Below are 15,878 nucleotides of genomic sequence, written 5' to 3'. Positions count from 1 at the left end.
CACGGACGGCACCCTGGTTGCGCCGGCTTGCGATTCGGCACGCGCAAAACGCCCGTGCCGTAAGCCTTTCTCCGCGATGCCACCCCAAAACAGGGCACGACGGCAAATTTGGATGTCGACTTAGCCAAAGAGTATAGCACGCGGATTTGTCGGCTCTCAAGTCGCGCGGCACTTTCGCTTGCCGCGCGGCAGCGAGCCGGACAATCCTCGAAAACCCGCATCCGCGCGACCCGCAGGGGCTGCGAGCCCCGCCATAAGGTGCGATAATCCATCAATTCACCGCATTCCAGGCATACCTCGATGGCTATTACGCTCAAAAACGAACACGATATCGCTCAGATGCGCGTCGCCTGCCGTCTCGCCAGCGAAGTGCTCGATTTCATCACGCCGCACGTCGTCGCGGGCGTCACGACCGCCGAACTCGACCGCCTCTGCCACGAGTTCATGCTCAACGAGCAAGGCACGATCCCCGCGCCGCTGAACTATCAGCCGCCCGGCTATCCGCCGTACCCGAAGGCCACCTGCATTTCGGTCAACGACGTGATCTGTCACGGCATTCCCGGCGAGAAGGTGATCAAGAACGGCGACGCGCTGAACATCGACATCACCGTGATCAAGAACGGCTATTTCGGCGACACCAGCCGGATGTTCATCGTCGGCGAGGGGTCGATCCTCGCGAAGCGCCTCGTGCAGACCACCTACGAATGCATGTGGCTCGGCATCGACCAGGTCAAGCCCGGCGCGCACCTCGGCGACATCGGCTACGCGATCCAGAAGCACGCGGAAGCGCAGGGCTACAGCGTCGTGCGCGAATACTGCGGCCACGGCATCGGCACGGTGTTCCACGAGGATCCGCAGGTCGTCCACTACGGCCGCCCGGGCACCGGCATCGAGCTGAAGGCCGGGATGATCTTCACGATCGAGCCGATGATCAACGCCGGCAAGCGCGACATCCGCACGATGCCCGACCAGTGGACGGTCAAGACGCGCGACCGCAGCCTGTCCGCGCAGTGGGAGCACACGGTGCTCGTCACCGACACCGGCTACGAAGTGCTGACCGTGTCGGCCGGCACGCCCGCGCGCCCGGTGTTCGCGCAACCGGCCGCCGCCGTCTGAGCGCCGTCGCGCCAGCCCGCCCCACTCCGCACCTGATCGGTCGCCCATGAGCGCTCACGCTGCCCCCTCGCCCGAAGCGCTGTCGCGGCGCGCCGAATTCAAGGCCGCCAAGACGGCGATGCTCGAGCGCTTTCGCCGCGCGGCGAACGTCGCGTCGCTGATGCACGCGCTGTCGAAACTCACCGACGACGCGTTGAAGCGCGTGTGGGACGATTGCGGGCTGCCCGCGACGCTCGCGCTCGTCGCCGTCGGCGGCTACGGGCGTGGCGAGCTCGCGCCCTATTCCGACGTCGACATCCTCGTGCTGCTGCCCGATGCGCACGACGCGGCGCTCGATGCACGCATCGAGCGCTTCATCGGCATGGCGTGGGATCTCGGCCTCGAGATCGGCAGCAGCGTGCGCACGGTCGCGCAGTGCATCGAGGAGGCGTCGCAGGACGTGACGGTGCAGACCTCGCTGCTGGAAGCGCGCCGCATCGTCGGCAGCACCGCGCTGTTCGAGCGCTTCACCGTGCGCTACCACGAAGCGCTCGACGCCCGCGCGTTCTTCACCGCGAAGGTGCTCGAGATGCGCCAGCGCCACGCGAAGTGCCAGGACACGCCGTACAGCCTCGAACCGAACGTGAAGGAAAGCCCGGGCGGGCTGCGCGACCTGCAGACGATCCTGTGGATCGCGCGCGCGGCCGGCTTCGGCAGCAGCTGGCGCGAACTCGACACGCGCGGCCTCATCACCGACCGCGAAGCGCGCGAGCTGCGCCGCAACGAAGGCTTCCTGAAGACGCTGCGCGCGCGGCTGCACGTGATCGCCGGGCGCCGTCAGGACATGCTCGTGTTCGACCTGCAGACGCAGGCCGCCGAGAGCTTCGGCTACCAGCCGACGCAGGCCAAGCGCGCGAGCGAGCAGCTGATGCGCCGCTATTACTGGGCCGCGAAAGCCGTCACGCAGCTCGCGACGATCCTGATCCAGAACATCGAGGCGCAGTTGTTCCCCGCGACGAGCGGCATCACGCGCGTGCTGTCGGCCGATCGCTTCGTCGAGAAACAGGGGATGCTCGAGATCGTCGACGACGGCGTGTTCGAACGCCATCCCGACGCGATCCTCGAAGCGTTCCTGCTGTACGAAACGACGCGCGGCGTGAAGGGCCTGTCCGCCCGCACGCTGCGTGCGCTGTACAACTCGCGCGAAATCATGAACAACGCGTGGCGCCGCGATCCGCAGAACCGCGCCACGTTCATGCGGATCCTGCAGCAGCCCGAAGGCATCACGCACGCGTTCCGGCTGATGAACCAGACGAGCGTGCTCGGCCGCTACCTGCTGAACTTCCGCCGCATCGTCGGCCAGATGCAGCACGACCTGTACCACGTGTACACGGTCGACCAGCACATCCTGATGGTGCTGCGCAACCTCCGCCGCTTCGCGGTGGCCGAGCATGCGCACGAGTATCCATTCTGCAGCCAGTTGATCGGCAACTTCGAGCGCCCGTGGGTGCTGTATGTCGCGGCGTTGTTCCACGACATCGCGAAGGGCCGCGGCGGCGATCACTCGACGCTCGGGATGGCCGACGCGCGGCGCTTCTGCCGCGAGCACGGGATCGACGCCGAAGACGCCGCGCTGATCGTGTGGCTCGTCCAGCATCACCTGACGATGAGCCAGGTCGCACAGAAGCAGGACACGAGCGACCCCGAAGTCATCAAGCGCTTCGCCGAAGTCGTCGGCAACGAACGGTATCTGACCGCGCTCTACCTGCTGACCGTCGCCGATATCCGCGGCACGAGCCCGAAGGTGTGGAACACGTGGAAGGGCAAGCTGCTCGAGGATCTGTACCGCATCACGCTCGCGGTGCTCGGCGGCGCGAACCCCGACGCGCATTCGGAACTGAAATCGCGGCAGGAGCAGGCGCTCGCGCTGCTGCGCCTCGAAACCGTGCCCGACGATGCGCACCGCGCGTTGTGGGATCAGCTCGACGTCGGCTTCTTCCTGCGTCACGACGCGGCCGACATCGCGTGGCAGACGCGCGTGCTGTACCGGCACGTGAACGCCGAAACCGCGATCGTCCGCGCGCGGCCGTCGCCGATCGGCGACGCGCTGCAGGTGCTCGTGTACGTGAAGGACCGCCCCGACCTGTTCGCGGGCATCTGCGCGTATTTCGACCGCAACGGGCTGTCGGTGCTCGATGCGCGCGTCAGCACGACGCGGCACGGCTATGCGCTCGACAACTTCATCGTCACGCAGACCGAACGCGACGTGCGCTACCGCGACATCGCGAATCTCGTCGAGCAGCAGCTCGCGACGCGGCTCGCCGAAACCGCCACGCTGCCGGAGCCGTCGAAGGGCCGCCTGTCGAGGCTGTCCCGGACGTTTCCGATCACGCCGCGCGTCGACCTGCGGGCCGACGAGCGCGGTCAGTACTACATCCTGTCCGTGTCGGCCAACGACCGGCCGGGCCTTCTCTATTCGATCGCGCGCGTACTCGCCGAACATCGGATCGGCGTCCACGCGGCGCGGATCAATACGCTCGGCGAGCGCGTCGAAGACATCTTCCTGCTCGCGGGTGCCGGCCTGTCCGACAACCGCCTGCAGATCCAGCTCGAAACCGAATTGCTGCGTGCGATCGCAGTCTGAATGAATCCCAGCGTTTATGCGCACCAAATTAACCGTCAAGAATCCGAAGCCGGCGTCGCCGACCCGCGCCCCTGTCCGCTCCGGCAGCCTCGTCGCCCGCAAGGCGGTGCGCCCCGCCGCGCCGCCCGCGGGGGATAAACCGGCCCGCCCGAAAAAGGCGCCTGCGGCCGCCGCTAGCGGCGAGCGCTCGTTCAAGCCGCGCGGCGGCGCCGGCGCAGAACGCGCGGGCGCGGATCGCGCGCCGGCCAAGCGTGCGCCGCGTGACGGCGGCGCCGAACGCGGCACGCGCGCGCCGTATCGCGACAATGCAGCCGGCGAAGGTGCGAAACGCAGTTTCGGCGATCGCCGCACGTCGTCGGATCGGCCGCCGCGCCGTAGCGATGACGATGCGCGGCCGCCGCGTCGAGCAGCAGGTGGCGACGAAGGCAAGCGTCCGTCCTATCGCGACAACGCATCCGGCGAAGGCGCAAAACGCAGCTCCGGCGACCGCCGTCCGTCGTCCGATCGTCCGCCGCGCCGTGATGACGATGCACGTCCGCGCCGCGCAGGCGCCGACGACAAGCGTCCGTCCTATCGCGACAACGCATCCGGCGAAGGCGCAAAACGCAGCTTCGGCGACCGTCGCACGTCGTCGGATCGGCCGCCGCGCCGTAGCGATGACGATGCGCGGCCGCGTCGCGCAGGCGCCGACGACAAGCGTCCGTCCTATCGCGACAACGCAGCTGGCGAAGGTGCGAAGCGCAGCTTCGGCGACCGCCGTACGTCGTCCGATCGTCCGCCGCGCCGTGATGACGATGCACGTCCGCGCCGCACGGACGCCGACGACAAGCGTCCGTCCTATCGTGACAACGCATCCGGCGAAGGCGCAAAACGCAGCTTCGGCGACCGCCGCACGTCATCCGATCGCCCTGCCCGCCGCAACGACGACGATGCACGTCCGCGTCGCGCAGCAGGTGGCGACAGCAAACGCCCGTCCTACCGCGACAAGCCCGCCGGCGAAGGCGCGAAGCGCAGCTTCGGCGACCGCCCCGCGCGCGACGGCGAGCGCCGTTCGTTCGGCGCGGTGAAGACCGCGCAACCCGTCAAGCGCGCGGCAGCCGACGTCGACTACGGCGACGAAACGGGCCTGATGCGCCTGTCGAAGCGGATGTCCGAACTCGGGATGTGCTCGCGCCGCGAAGCCGACGAATGGATCGAAAAGGGCTGGGTGCTCGTCGACGGCGAACGCATCGACACGCTCGGCACCAAGGTGCGCGCCGACCAGAAGATCGAGATCGACGAGCGCGCGAGCGCCGCGCAGGCCGCGCAAGTGACGATCCTGCTGCACAAGCCGGTCGGCTACGTGTCGGGCCAGGCGGAAGACGGCTACGAGCCGGCGGCCGTACTGATCACGCGCGCGAACCGCTGGAGCGGCGATCATTCGCCGGTGCGCTTCTCGCCGCAGCACCTGCATGCGCTCGCGCCGGCCGGCCGTCTCGACATCGACTCCACCGGCCTGCTCGTGCTCACGCAGAACGGCGTGATCGCGAAGCAGCTGATCGGCGAACAATCGGACATCGACAAGGAATACCTGGTGCGCGTGCGCTTCGGCGAACGCCTGATCGACATCGACCAGCACTTCCCGGCGGAATCGCTCGCGAAGCTGCGCCACGGCCTCGAGCTCGACGGCGTGCCGCTCAAGCCCGCGCTGGTGAGCTGGCAGAACGGCGAACAGTTGCGCTTCGTGCTGCGCGAAGGCAAGAAGCGGCAGATCCGCCGCATGTGCGAACTGGTCGGCCTCGACGTGATCGGCCTGAAGCGCGTGCGGATGGGCCGCGTGATGCTCGGCGCGCTGCCGCAGGGCCAATGGCGCTACCTGTCCGCCGACGAGACGTTCTGACCGCAAGCACACCCTGTGCGCGATGCAATGAAAAAGCCCGCTTCAAGCGGGCTTTTTCATTTCCGCGCGAGAGCGGACGATCAGTCATCGTCGGCCGGGTCGAGCCCCGGGAACAGCACCTCGGTGAAACCGAAGCGCGTGAAGTCGGTGATCCGCATCGGGTACAGCTTGCCGATCAGGTGATCGTATTCGTGCTGGACCACGCGCGCGTGGAACCCGTCGGCGACGCGGTCGATCTTCTGGCCGAACTGGTCGAAGCCGCTGTAGCGCACCTTCGCGTAGCGGCTGACGACACCGCGCATGCCCGGCACCGACAGGCAGCCTTCCCAGCCCTCTTCCATGTCCGGCGGCAGATACTCGACCTTCGGATTGATCAGCACGGTCTCCGGCACCGGCGGCGCATCCGGGTAGCGGTTGTTGTTGCCGAAGCCGAAGATGATGATCTGCAGCCCGATGCCGATCTGCGGCGCGGCCAGCCCGGCACCGTTCGCGTGGTGCATCGTCTCGAACATGTCCGCGACGATCTCGTGCAGCTCGGGCGTATCGAACCGATCGACCGGTTCGGCGATTTCGAGCAGGCGCGGGTCGCCCATCTTCAGGATCTCGCGAATCATGGCGTATTGCCCTCCAGGAGTTGGTGCAGACCATCTTCGTCCAGCACGGGGATGCCGAGTTCCTCGGCCTTCGCGAGCTTGCTGCCGGCTTCGGCGCCCGCGACCACGTAATCCGTCTTCTTCGATACCGAACCGGCCACCTTGGCGCCCGCCGCTTCGAGCATCTCCTTCGCCGCATCGCGCGTGAGATTCGGCAGCGTGCCCGTCAGCACGACCGTCTTGCCGGCCAGCACGCCCTGCGGCGCCTTCGGCGCGGGCGGTCCTTCCGGCCACGTGACCTTGCCCGGCGCGCGCAACTGCTCGATCACCGTGCGGTTGTGCTCTTCCGCGAAGAACTGGTGAATCGACTCGGCGACGATCGGCCCGACGTCGTTGACTTCGAGCAGTTCCTCGATCGACGCGTCCATGATCGGCGTCAGCGAGCCGAAATGCTTCGCGAGATCCTTCGCGGTCGATTCGCCGACGTGGCGGATGCCGAGCCCGTAGATGAAGCGCGCGAGCGTCGTGTGCTTCGCCTTCTCGAGCGAATCGAGCAGATTCTGCGCGGACTTCTCCGCGAACCGGTCGAGCTCGGCCAGCGTCGCGAAACCGAGATTGAACAGGTCGGCCGGCGTACGCACGAGATTCAGCTCGACGAGCTGGTCGATGATCTTCTCGCCGAGGCCGTCGATGTCGAGCGCGCGGCGCTGCGCGAAATGCCACAGCGCCTGCTTGCGCTGCGCCGGGCAGAACAGCCCGCCCGTGCAACGCGCGATCGCCTCGTCCGGCAGGCGCTCGATCTTCGAGCCGCACACCGGGCATTCGGTCGGCATCACGAATTCGGCCGCATCCGCCGGGCGCCGGTCGAGCAGCGCGCCGACGACTTCCGGAATCACGTCGCCCGCGCGGCGCACGATCACGGTGTCGCCGATCCGGATGTCCTTGCGGCGGACTTCGTCCTCGTTGTGCAGCGTCGCATTGGTCACGGTCGCGCCGCCGACGAACACCGGTTCGAGACGCGCGACCGGCGTGATCGCGCCGGTGCGGCCGACCTGCACGTCGATCGCGACGAGCTTCGTCAGCGCTTCCTGCGCGGGGAACTTGTGCGCGAGCGCGAAGCGCGGCGCACGCGACACGAAGCCGAGCCGCTCCTGCTCGTCGCGCCGGTTGACCTTGTAGACGACGCCGTCGATGTCGTACGGCAGCGACTCGCGCTTCTCGCCGACCTTGCGGAAAAAGTCGAGCAAGCCTTCGGCGCCGTGCACGACCGCACGCTCGCGGTTCACCGGCAGGCCGAACGCCTCGTACCAGTCGAGCAGCGCGCTGTGCGTGTCGGGCATCGGCATCCCGTCGAGCACGCCGATCCCGTACGCAAAGAACGACAGCGGCCGCTGCGCGGTGATCTTCGAGTCGAGCTGGCGCAGGCTGCCGGCCGCCGCATTGCGCGGGTTCGCGAATTCGCGCTGCTCGGCCGCGCGCTGGCGTTCGTTCAGGCGTGCGAAATCGCGCTTGAACATCAGCACCTCGCCGCGCACGTCGAGCACGGCCGGCACGTGCTTGCCCTTCAGCTTCAGCGGAATCGAGCGGATCGTGCGCACGTTCTCGGTCACGTCCTCGCCCGTCGTCCCATCGCCGCGCGTCGCGGCCTGCACGAACACGCCTTGCTCGTAGCGCAGCGAAATCGCGAGGCCGTCGAACTTCAGTTCGCACGCGTATTCGACGGGGTCCGTCACCGAGCCGGCGAGATCGGTCGTCTTCGCGAGCGCGTCGGCGACGCGCTTGTCGAACGCGACGATATCCTCGTCGGCGAAGCCATTGTTCAGCGACAGCATCGGCGCATCGTGGACGACGGGCGTGAAGCCGCCGGCCGCTTCGCCGCCGACGCGCTGCGTCGGCGAATCGGGCGTCACGAGTTCGGGATAGTCGGTTTCGAGCTGCTGCAGCTCGCGGAACAGCCGGTCGTATTCGGCGTCGGGCAGATCCGGCTGGTCGAGCACGTAATAGGCGTGGTTCGCCCGCTCGAGTTGGTCGCGCAGCCATGCGGCGCGCGCGTCGGGCTGGCTGGCTGGCGGTTCGGCTTGGGTTCGGGCCATGCTGGCGGCAGAGTCGTTCTGAAAAAAATCGGATGCCCGATTATCTCAGTTTGACGCCGCGGCGGGGCACGCAATGCGGGCCCGATGACGTGCTGCGGCGCACACCGGGCGGTGTGCGCCGCGACGACGGACGACGGCACCCACGCGCGCCGTCCGCGCGATCGCGTTACTGGCTGAACAGGCGGCGCGTGACCGGCGAACCGGCCGGGATGCCGGCTTCCTCGAGTTTCGCGTACAGCTTCATCAGCTGCTGCTCGATCGCGAGCAGCGTCGACTCCGGCAGCGGCCGGCGCGAATCGTCGACGACGCGTGCGCCGATCCGCTCGGACAGCGACTTCGCGTAATCGCACATCAGCCGGAACGGCAGGATGTCCTCTTCGGCCACCGGCACGTCGAGCACCAGCGTGATCATGTTGCCACCCTTGTACGTCAGGTCGTCACGCAGGAAGTTCGTATCGCCGAACTGCAGCATGAACACCGGATTCTGCTTCGCGTCGAGCTTCACGAAGCGCGTGCCGTCGCGCGACAGCAGCAGCCCGTCCTGCGACGCGACCGCCTGCACGTAGTTCGCGGACCACGGCGCGCCGTCCGACATCACGTTGATCGACAGTTGCGCGTCGCACTGCGCGGCAAACGCGTCGAGCTCGCGCGCCATCGCGACCGTTTCCATCATGTCCGGGAATTCCGGCGCGCCGTCGATCGCGTCGGCGAACTGCTGGACGCCCGTCACGAACTCGGAGAATTCGAGCTCGTTCAGCGCGCCGCTGCGGTTCGCGAGCTGCGCGGCCGCGCGCAGTTCTTCGTAGCGCACGCCGTTCTGCAGCAGCTCCCACTGGCCGCCTTCCGGCTTGCCTTCGATGTGCACGGGCTTGCTGCCCGCGCGGCGCAGCCGTTGCGCGACCGGCAGGATCTTGTCGCCCGGCAGCGGGCCGGTAAGGCGGATCGGCACGATGCAGTCGATACGGCGATCGACGATCGCCGGCGGCGCCGACGAGACCGTCGTCGCGGCCGGCATCACCGGTTCGGTCGGGCCGGCCGGTTCGGCCGCCGCTTCATGCGCGGCGGCGGGCACGGCTGCTTCGCCGACAGCCGGTTCGCTCGATTCGGACGACGTATCGACGCCCGTCGCCTCGGCCTGCAGGTCGGCCGGCGTATCGGCCGGCGCCGCGCCGCCGGCGGCCCCGCCGAACGTCGGCTCGACACGCGCCGCTTCGGTCGCAGCAGCAGCCGCTGCCGCGACAGGTGCAGCGGGCTCGCGGCGCACCGGCTGACGCACCGGTTCGATGAACGGCAACTCTTCGTCGCGCTCGGGGCGGTTCATCGCCTCGGCCGCTTCCTCCGGCATCGGGCGCGGCATCCTGCGCCGCACTTTCGCGCCCTGCCATGCGTTGTAGACCACGACGCCGCCCACCACGACGGCGCCCGCGCCGATCAAACCGAGTGTCAACTCGTCCATGCACGCTCCATCAGCAATTCTTTTTCGTCGGAACCGCGAACGGGCGCCCATGCGCCGCGCGAACGCGGTCCGGTTTCGTCAAACGTCAATTCTGGGCAAAACCCGCGGCGGTTTCCATGTCCACCGCGACGATCCGCGACACGCCCTGCTCCTGCATCGTCACGCCGATCAGCTGCTGCGCCATTTCCATCGCGATCTTGTTGTGCGAGATGAACAGGAACTGCGTCTTGTCGGACATCGCGCGGACCAGATTCGCGAAACGCTCGGTGTTCGCGTCGTCCAGCGGCGCGTCGACCTCGTCGAGCAGACAGAACGGCGCCGGGTTCAGCTGGAACATCGCGAACACGAGCGCGGTCGCGGTCAGCGCCTTCTCGCCGCCCGACAGCAGGTGAATCGTCGCGTTCTTCTTGCCGGGTGGCTGCGCCATCACCTGCACGCCGGCGTCGAGAATCTCGTCGCCCGTCATGATCAGCTTCGCCTGGCCGCCGCCGAACAGGCGCGGGAACAGATCGCTGAAATGACGATTGACCTCGTCGAAGGTGCCCTGCAGCAGCGTGCGGGTTTCCTGGTCGATCTTGTGGATCGCGTCCTCGAGCGTCGTGATCGCGTCGATCAGGTCGGCCGATTGCGCGTCGAGGAACACCTTGCGCTCGCTCGCGGCCTTCAGCTCGTCGAGCGCGGCCATGTTCACCGGGCCGAGCGCGTTGATCGCGTTGTTCAGGCGCGTGACTTCGCCCTGCAGGTACGACGGCTTGAGATCCGGCGTCAGCTTTGCGGCCAGCGCGACCTCGTCGACCTCGGCCGTTGCGAGCTGCTCGGCGAACTGCTCGACGGACAGGCGTGCGGCCTGCTCCTTCAGCTGCAGCTCGGTGATGCGGTCGCGCAGCGGCTGCAGCGAACGCTCGGCGACGAGCCGCTGCTCGTCCGACGCACGCAGCTTTGCGGTGAGATCGTCGAGCTCGATCCGCGCGGCCTGCAGCGCTTCTTCCTTCACCGCGCGAATCTCGAGCGCGTCCTGCAGGCCCGTGTGTGCGGTCTGCTCGTTGATCGTCTCGAGTTCGGCGCGCGCGTCTTCGAGCGACGCGGCGACGCGCTCGCTCTGCTCGTGCGCAACCTGGATCGTGCGCTTGAGCTCGTCGATCCGCGTGACCGCATTGCGGGCGGCGAAGCGTGCGTCGTTCGCGCCGCGCTCCAGGTCGCGCGCTTCCTGACGCGCCTGCGTCAGCGATTCGTCGAGCGACTCGAACGCGAGCTGGTTGTCCTCGAAGCGCGCCTGCAGTTCCGCGAGCTCGCCGTCGAAGCGCTCGAAATTCGCTTCCGACTCCGCGCGCAACGCACGCTGCTCCTCGATCTGCGCGCCGATTTCCTCGAGTTCCTCGCGGATCTGCGTGCTGCGCTGCGTATAGCGTTCGTGCGCCTGCGCGAGCTTCAGCACATCCATCTGCAGCGCATGCACGCGCTGCGTCGCGCGTTCGGCCTGCGCGCGCACGTCGCCGAGCGCCTGCGTGGCCTGCGTGTGCGCGGCTTCCGCCCGCACGGCGGCCGTGCGCGCCTCGTCGGCGAGCAACGCCTGCGCGCGCACCTGGCGCGTCAGGTTTTCGATTTCCTGCTGACGGGCCAGCATCCCGGCCTGCTCCGAATCGGCCGCGTACAGCTGCACGCCGACCCGCGTGACGATATGGCCGGCCTTGACGACGAACGCGCCACCCGCCGGCAGTTGCGCGCGCGTCGCGAGCGCCTGCGCGACGTCGTCGGCGACGTACACGTTGCCGAGCCAGTCGTTCAGCACCGCGCGGATGCCCGCGTCGTCGATGCGCACTAGCGACAGCACCGGACGCAGCCCGGCCACCGCGGCGGGCGGTTCGCCGGCCGCGGGCGGCGCGTAGAACGCGAGCTTCGCGGGCGGCGCATCGGTCGCGAATGCCTTCACCCAGTCGAGATTCGACACTTCGAGCGCGGCAAGGCGCTCACGCAGCACGGCCTCGAGCGCCGCTTCCCAGCCGGCCTCGACGTGCAGCTTCTTCCACAGACGCGGCAGCGCGCCGAGCTCGTGCTTGTCGAGCCACGGCTGGATCTTGCCTTCGGTCTGCACGTTTTCCTGCAGCTGCTTCAGCGCGGCGAGGCGCGCTTCGAGCTGGTGGATCTGCGCGGCTTCGGCCTGCACGCGCTCCTGCGCGGCGCGGCGTTCGCCGTCGAGACGCGGCACCGTTTCCTGCGCGTCGGCAAGACGCGCCTGCGCTTCCGCGAGAATCTCTTCCTGCTCGGCCAACTGCATGCGCAGTTCTTCGAGCTGCGTCTCGTCCGGCGCGTCGAGCCCGCCCGCTTCGCTCTTCAGGCGCTCGTGGCGCTGCTGAAGCTGCTGGAGCTGCTGGTCGGCGTTGCGCTGGTGCGCGGCTTCGAGCTTCAGCGACTGCTCGGTCTGCGCGATCCGCGCGCGCTCGTCGTTGAGCTGCGCCTGCGCGTCGCGCCACTTCGCTTCGAGCGCCGGCAGCGCATCGTGCTTCGCGGCCGCGTTGTCTTCGGCGAGCGCGGCCTTCTCGTCGGCCATCGCGCGCGCCTCTTCGGCTTCCTCGAGCTCGTCCTGCGACTTCTCGGCCTGCGCGCGCCACTGCTCGCGCTGCGCATTCAGCGCGGCGATCTGCGCCTGCACGCGATTGCGCGATTCGACGATGAACTTGATCTCGGCTTCGAGGCGGCTCACTTCGGCGTTCGCCTCGTAGAGCGCGCCCTGCGCGCCCTGCATCGCGTCGCTCGCCGAGTAGTGCGCGACGCGCAGCGTCTCGAGCTGCGCCTCGACTTCGCGCAGCTTCGCCGTCTGCGCCTCGAGGTCGATCTGCGCCTGTTCGATCGCGCGCTGCTGCTTCTGCTGCTCGCCCGCGGCCTCGTTCTTGCGCAGCAGCCACAGCAGGCGCTGCTTCTCCTCGCCGTCGGCGACGAGTTCCTTGTACTTGGTCGCGACCACCGCCTGCGCCTCGAGCTTTTCGAGGTTCGCGCCGAGTTCGCGGACGATGTCCTCGACGCGCGTCAGGTTCTCGCGCGTGTCGTGCAGGCGGTTCTCGGTTTCGCGCCGGCGTTCCTTGTACTTCGACACGCCGGCGGCTTCCTCGAGGAACACGCGCAGCTCTTCCGGCTTCGCCTCGATGATCCGCGCGATCATGCCCTGCCCGATGATCGCGTACGCACGCGGCCCGAGGCCGGTGCCGAGGAAGATGTCCTGGATGTCGCGGCGGCGCGCCGGCAGGTTGTTGATGTAGTAGCTCGACGTGCCGTCGCGCGTCAGCACGCGCTTCACGGCGATTTCGCCGTACTGGCCCCACTGCCCGGCCGCGCGGCCGTCGGAGTTGTCGAAGATCAGTTCGACGCTGGCCCGGCTGCCGGGCTTGCGGGCGGTCGAACCGTTGAAGATCACGTCCTGCATCGATTCGCCGCGCAGCTCGGACGCGCGCGACTCGCCGAGCACCCAGCGCACGGCATCGATGATGTTGGACTTGCCGCATCCGTTCGGGCCGACCACGCCGACAAGCTGGCCCGGAACCTGGAAATGCGTGGGATCGACGAAGGATTTGAAGCCAGCGAGTTTGATCGAGCTCAGACGCACGGCGGTATCGGATGTGAAGAAGGTGTGAAACGGACGGGGCCGCACGGCGCGGGGCCGGAGAGCCCCTGCGCGCCACACGCCCCGGAATTCAAAAACGGGGCCGCGCGCATCCAGCGTTGGGCCCCGCAAACGGCTTCCATCATACCATCGCGCGTGCGCCGTCCCGACCGTCGCCGGGTTTGTCCGGTGCCGGCGCGGCGCGATGGACCCGGCTCGACAGCAGCGTCGCGAGCACGATGCACGCGCCGCCCGCCCACTCGCGCGCGCTCGGCAGCTCATTCGCGAACACCCACGCGGACAGCGCGGTGATCACGATCTCGAACAGCATGATGATCGACGCGCGGTTCGCCGGCACGCGCGCGAGGCCGTACTGGACCAGCAGGTTGTTCGACGCCATCGTCACGCCGATCGCCGCGATGATCAACGCGGCCACGCCCAGCTGGCCGCTCGCCGGCGCAGCCGGCAGCCCCTCGAACAGCGACGCGATCGCGCCGAACACGGCCGCGCCGCCGAACAGCGTCGCGGTGCGCATTTCGGCGCGCATGTCGGGCAGCTCGCGGCTCGCCTTGATCACCAGCACGTTGCTCATCGCGAAACTCAACCCGGCCGCGAGACCGGCCCATTCGGCCGGGTTGGCCGGGAGCGGCAAGCCGAGCGCCGGCGACCACAGCATCAGCATCGCGCCGCCGATCGACAGCGCCGCGAGCCCCGCGCCGGCCCAGGTCAGCCGCTCGCGCAGCAGGAAGTGCGCGTAGATCGCGGTCCAGGCCGGCGTCAGGTAGAACAGCAGCATCACGCGCAGCACCTCGCCGTGGATCGTGCCCCATACGAACCCGAGGTTCGTCACGCCGGCCGTCGCCGCGATGGCCGGCAGCACCCAGTGCCAGCGCAGCGTCGCGATCGTCCGGTGCCGCGCGACGATCACGAACAGGAAGGCGACGAGGCTCGTCAGCGCACTGGCCAGCGTGCCCGTCACGCCGAGCGACGCGAGGATCCGCAGCGGATACCAGATCAGGCCCCATACCGACGCGCCGATCAGGATGGCGAGCGTCGGCAGGCTGCCGCGTACCGCGTTGTTCATCAGAATTTGCTCCGATACCCTTTATTCGACCGGCCCGGCCGCCGTTCCGGCAGGCCGTGACCGCATTCCGTCACGCTATAATCGTCCGTTGCGAGCCGCGCGCCCCGGCGCCCGTTCGCAGCCGCGCGGCGCGCCCGCCGCTTCTTTCGCTCCAACCGGCCGCGATGGCCGCTTCGCCCGTGAACCCTCGACTCGATTCGCTCCAGCCCTATCCCTTCGAAAAGCTGCGCGCCCTGTTCAAGGACGTGACGCCTTCCGGCGACCTCAAGCCGATCAGCTTCGGCATCGGCGAGCCCAAGCACGCGACGCCGTCGCTGATCCGCAACGCCGTGGTGGCTGCGCTCGACGGCCTCGCGTCGTATCCGGCCACCGCCGGCTCGGATACGCTGCGCACGTCGATCGCGCGCTGGCTCGAACGCCGCTACGGGCTGCCGGCGATCGATGCGGCCACGCAGGTGCTGCCGGTGTCGGGCTCGCGCGAGGCGCTGTTCTCGCTCGCGCAGACGGTGATCGACGCGCGCCCGGCCGCGGACGGCAAGAAGGCGATCGTACTCTGTCCGAATCCGTTCTATCAAATTTACGAAGGCGCGGCGCTGCTGGCCGGTGCCGAACCCTATTTCGCGAACAGCGACCCGGCCCGCAACTTCGCGTGCGACTACGCGGCCGTGCCCGAGGAAGTGTGGGCGCGCACGCAGCTGCTGTACGTATGCTCGCCGGGCAACCCGACCGGCGCCGTGCTGACGCTCGACGACTGGCGCGAGCTGTTCGCGCTGTCCGACCGCCACGGCTTCGTGATCGCATCCGACGAGTGCTATTCGGAAATCTATTTCGACGAAGCGGCGCCGCCGCTCGGCGGCCTCGAGGCCGCGCACCGCCTCGGCCGCGGCTTCGAGCGGCTCGTAATGCTCTCCAGCCTGTCGAAGCGCTCGAACGTGCCGGGCATGCGCTCGGGCTTCGTCGCCGGCGACGCCGCGCTGCTCAAGAAATTCCTGCTGTATCGCACGTATCACGGCGCCGCGCTGTCGCCGGTCTGGCAGCACGCGAGCATCGCCGCGTGGAACGACGAGGCGCACGTGCGCGAGAACCGCGCGCTGTACCTGCAGAAGTTCAACACGGTCACGCCGATGCTCGCCGATGTGATCGACGTGAAGCTGCCCGACGCCGCGTTCTACCTGTGGGCCAACGTCGCGCGCACCGGCCTGTCGGACGCCGAGTTCGCCCGTCGCCTGTACGCCGACTATAATGTGACGGTTCTGCCCGGCTCGTACCTGGCGCGCGATGCGCACGGCACGAATCCGGGCCGCGATTTCATCCGGATCGCGCTCGTCGCGGGCACCCCCGAATGCGTCGAGGGCGCGCAACGCATCGTCGATTTCTGCCGTGCTCTCGCGCGGTAAGACGTCCATCCCGATCAATTCCATCCATCTCCTGCGAAAACG

The 15,878-nt window shown here is 68.3% G+C and carries 9 protein-coding genes; 4 read left to right on the top strand and 5 right to left on the bottom strand.

Annotated elements, in window-relative coordinates:
• The first annotated feature begins 300 nt into the window (after nt 1–300).
• The 3 genes from map to HWX55_RS22840 are packed head-to-tail and all read left to right on the top strand — an operon-like array spanning nt 301 to nt 5,618.
• Nucleotides 301–1,116 carry a type I methionyl aminopeptidase gene (gene map, locus HWX55_RS22850; protein ID WP_175977380.1) on the top strand — a complete coding sequence of 272 codons (816 nt, stop codon included), beginning with the start codon at nt 301–303 and terminating at the stop codon, nt 1,114–1,116.
• A 46-nt stretch (nt 1,117–1,162) separates the two neighbouring features.
• Complete coding sequence (locus HWX55_RS22845; protein ID WP_124554704.1) at nt 1,163–3,739, top strand: [protein-PII] uridylyltransferase; 2,577 nt, start codon at nt 1,163–1,165, stop codon at nt 3,737–3,739.
• A gap of 16 nt (nt 3,740–3,755) precedes the next feature.
• Nucleotides 3,756–5,618, top strand: coding sequence for a pseudouridine synthase (locus tag HWX55_RS22840; RefSeq protein WP_175977379.1), 1,863 nt, complete (start codon nt 3,756–3,758; stop codon nt 5,616–5,618).
• Nucleotides 5,619–5,698: 80 nt separating this feature from the next.
• Here the strand turns inward: HWX55_RS22840 and def are convergent, their stop codons facing one another.
• The 5 genes from def to HWX55_RS22815 all read right to left on the bottom strand — a co-directional run bounded on the left by def (nt 5,699) and on the right by HWX55_RS22815 (nt 14,439).
• Nucleotides 5,699–6,232 (bottom strand): peptide deformylase, encoded by a 534-nt coding sequence (gene def, locus HWX55_RS22835; protein ID WP_175977378.1) that lies wholly within the window; start codon nt 6,230–6,232, stop codon nt 5,699–5,701.
• Nucleotides 6,229–8,304 carry an NAD-dependent DNA ligase LigA gene (ligA, locus tag HWX55_RS22830; protein WP_175977377.1) on the bottom strand — a complete coding sequence of 692 codons (2,076 nt, stop codon included), beginning with the start codon at nt 8,302–8,304 and terminating at the stop codon, nt 6,229–6,231. The genes def and ligA overlap by 4 nt, the downstream gene beginning before the upstream one ends.
• A gap of 166 nt (nt 8,305–8,470) precedes the next feature.
• Nucleotides 8,471–9,760 carry a cell division protein ZipA C-terminal FtsZ-binding domain-containing protein gene (locus HWX55_RS22825; protein ID WP_175977376.1) on the bottom strand — a complete coding sequence of 430 codons (1,290 nt, stop codon included), beginning with the start codon at nt 9,758–9,760 and terminating at the stop codon, nt 8,471–8,473.
• 85 nt (nt 9,761–9,845) lie between these two features.
• Nucleotides 9,846–13,358, bottom strand: a complete 3,513-nt coding sequence (gene smc / locus HWX55_RS22820; RefSeq protein WP_175977375.1) for a chromosome segregation protein SMC — start codon at nt 13,356–13,358, stop codon at nt 9,846–9,848.
• 139 nt (nt 13,359–13,497) lie between these two features.
• Nucleotides 13,498–14,439, bottom strand: coding sequence for a DMT family transporter (locus HWX55_RS22815; RefSeq protein ID WP_175977374.1), 942 nt, complete (start codon nt 14,437–14,439; stop codon nt 13,498–13,500).
• A gap of 164 nt (nt 14,440–14,603) precedes the next feature.
• Between HWX55_RS22815 and dapC the strand changes: the two genes are divergently transcribed.
• Nucleotides 14,604–15,836: a succinyldiaminopimelate transaminase gene (gene dapC, locus HWX55_RS22810; RefSeq protein WP_175977409.1), complete on the top strand. Its 1,233-nt coding sequence runs from the start codon at nt 14,604–14,606 to the stop codon at nt 15,834–15,836.
• Nucleotides 15,837–15,878: the final 42 nt, after the last annotated feature.

Origin of the sequence: Burkholderia sp. BCC1047 (assembly GCF_902833155.1) — a bacterium.
Lineage (GTDB): Bacteria > Pseudomonadota > Gammaproteobacteria > Burkholderiales > Burkholderiaceae > Burkholderia > Burkholderia sola.
This window is presented reverse-complemented; position numbering and strand designations above follow the sequence as displayed.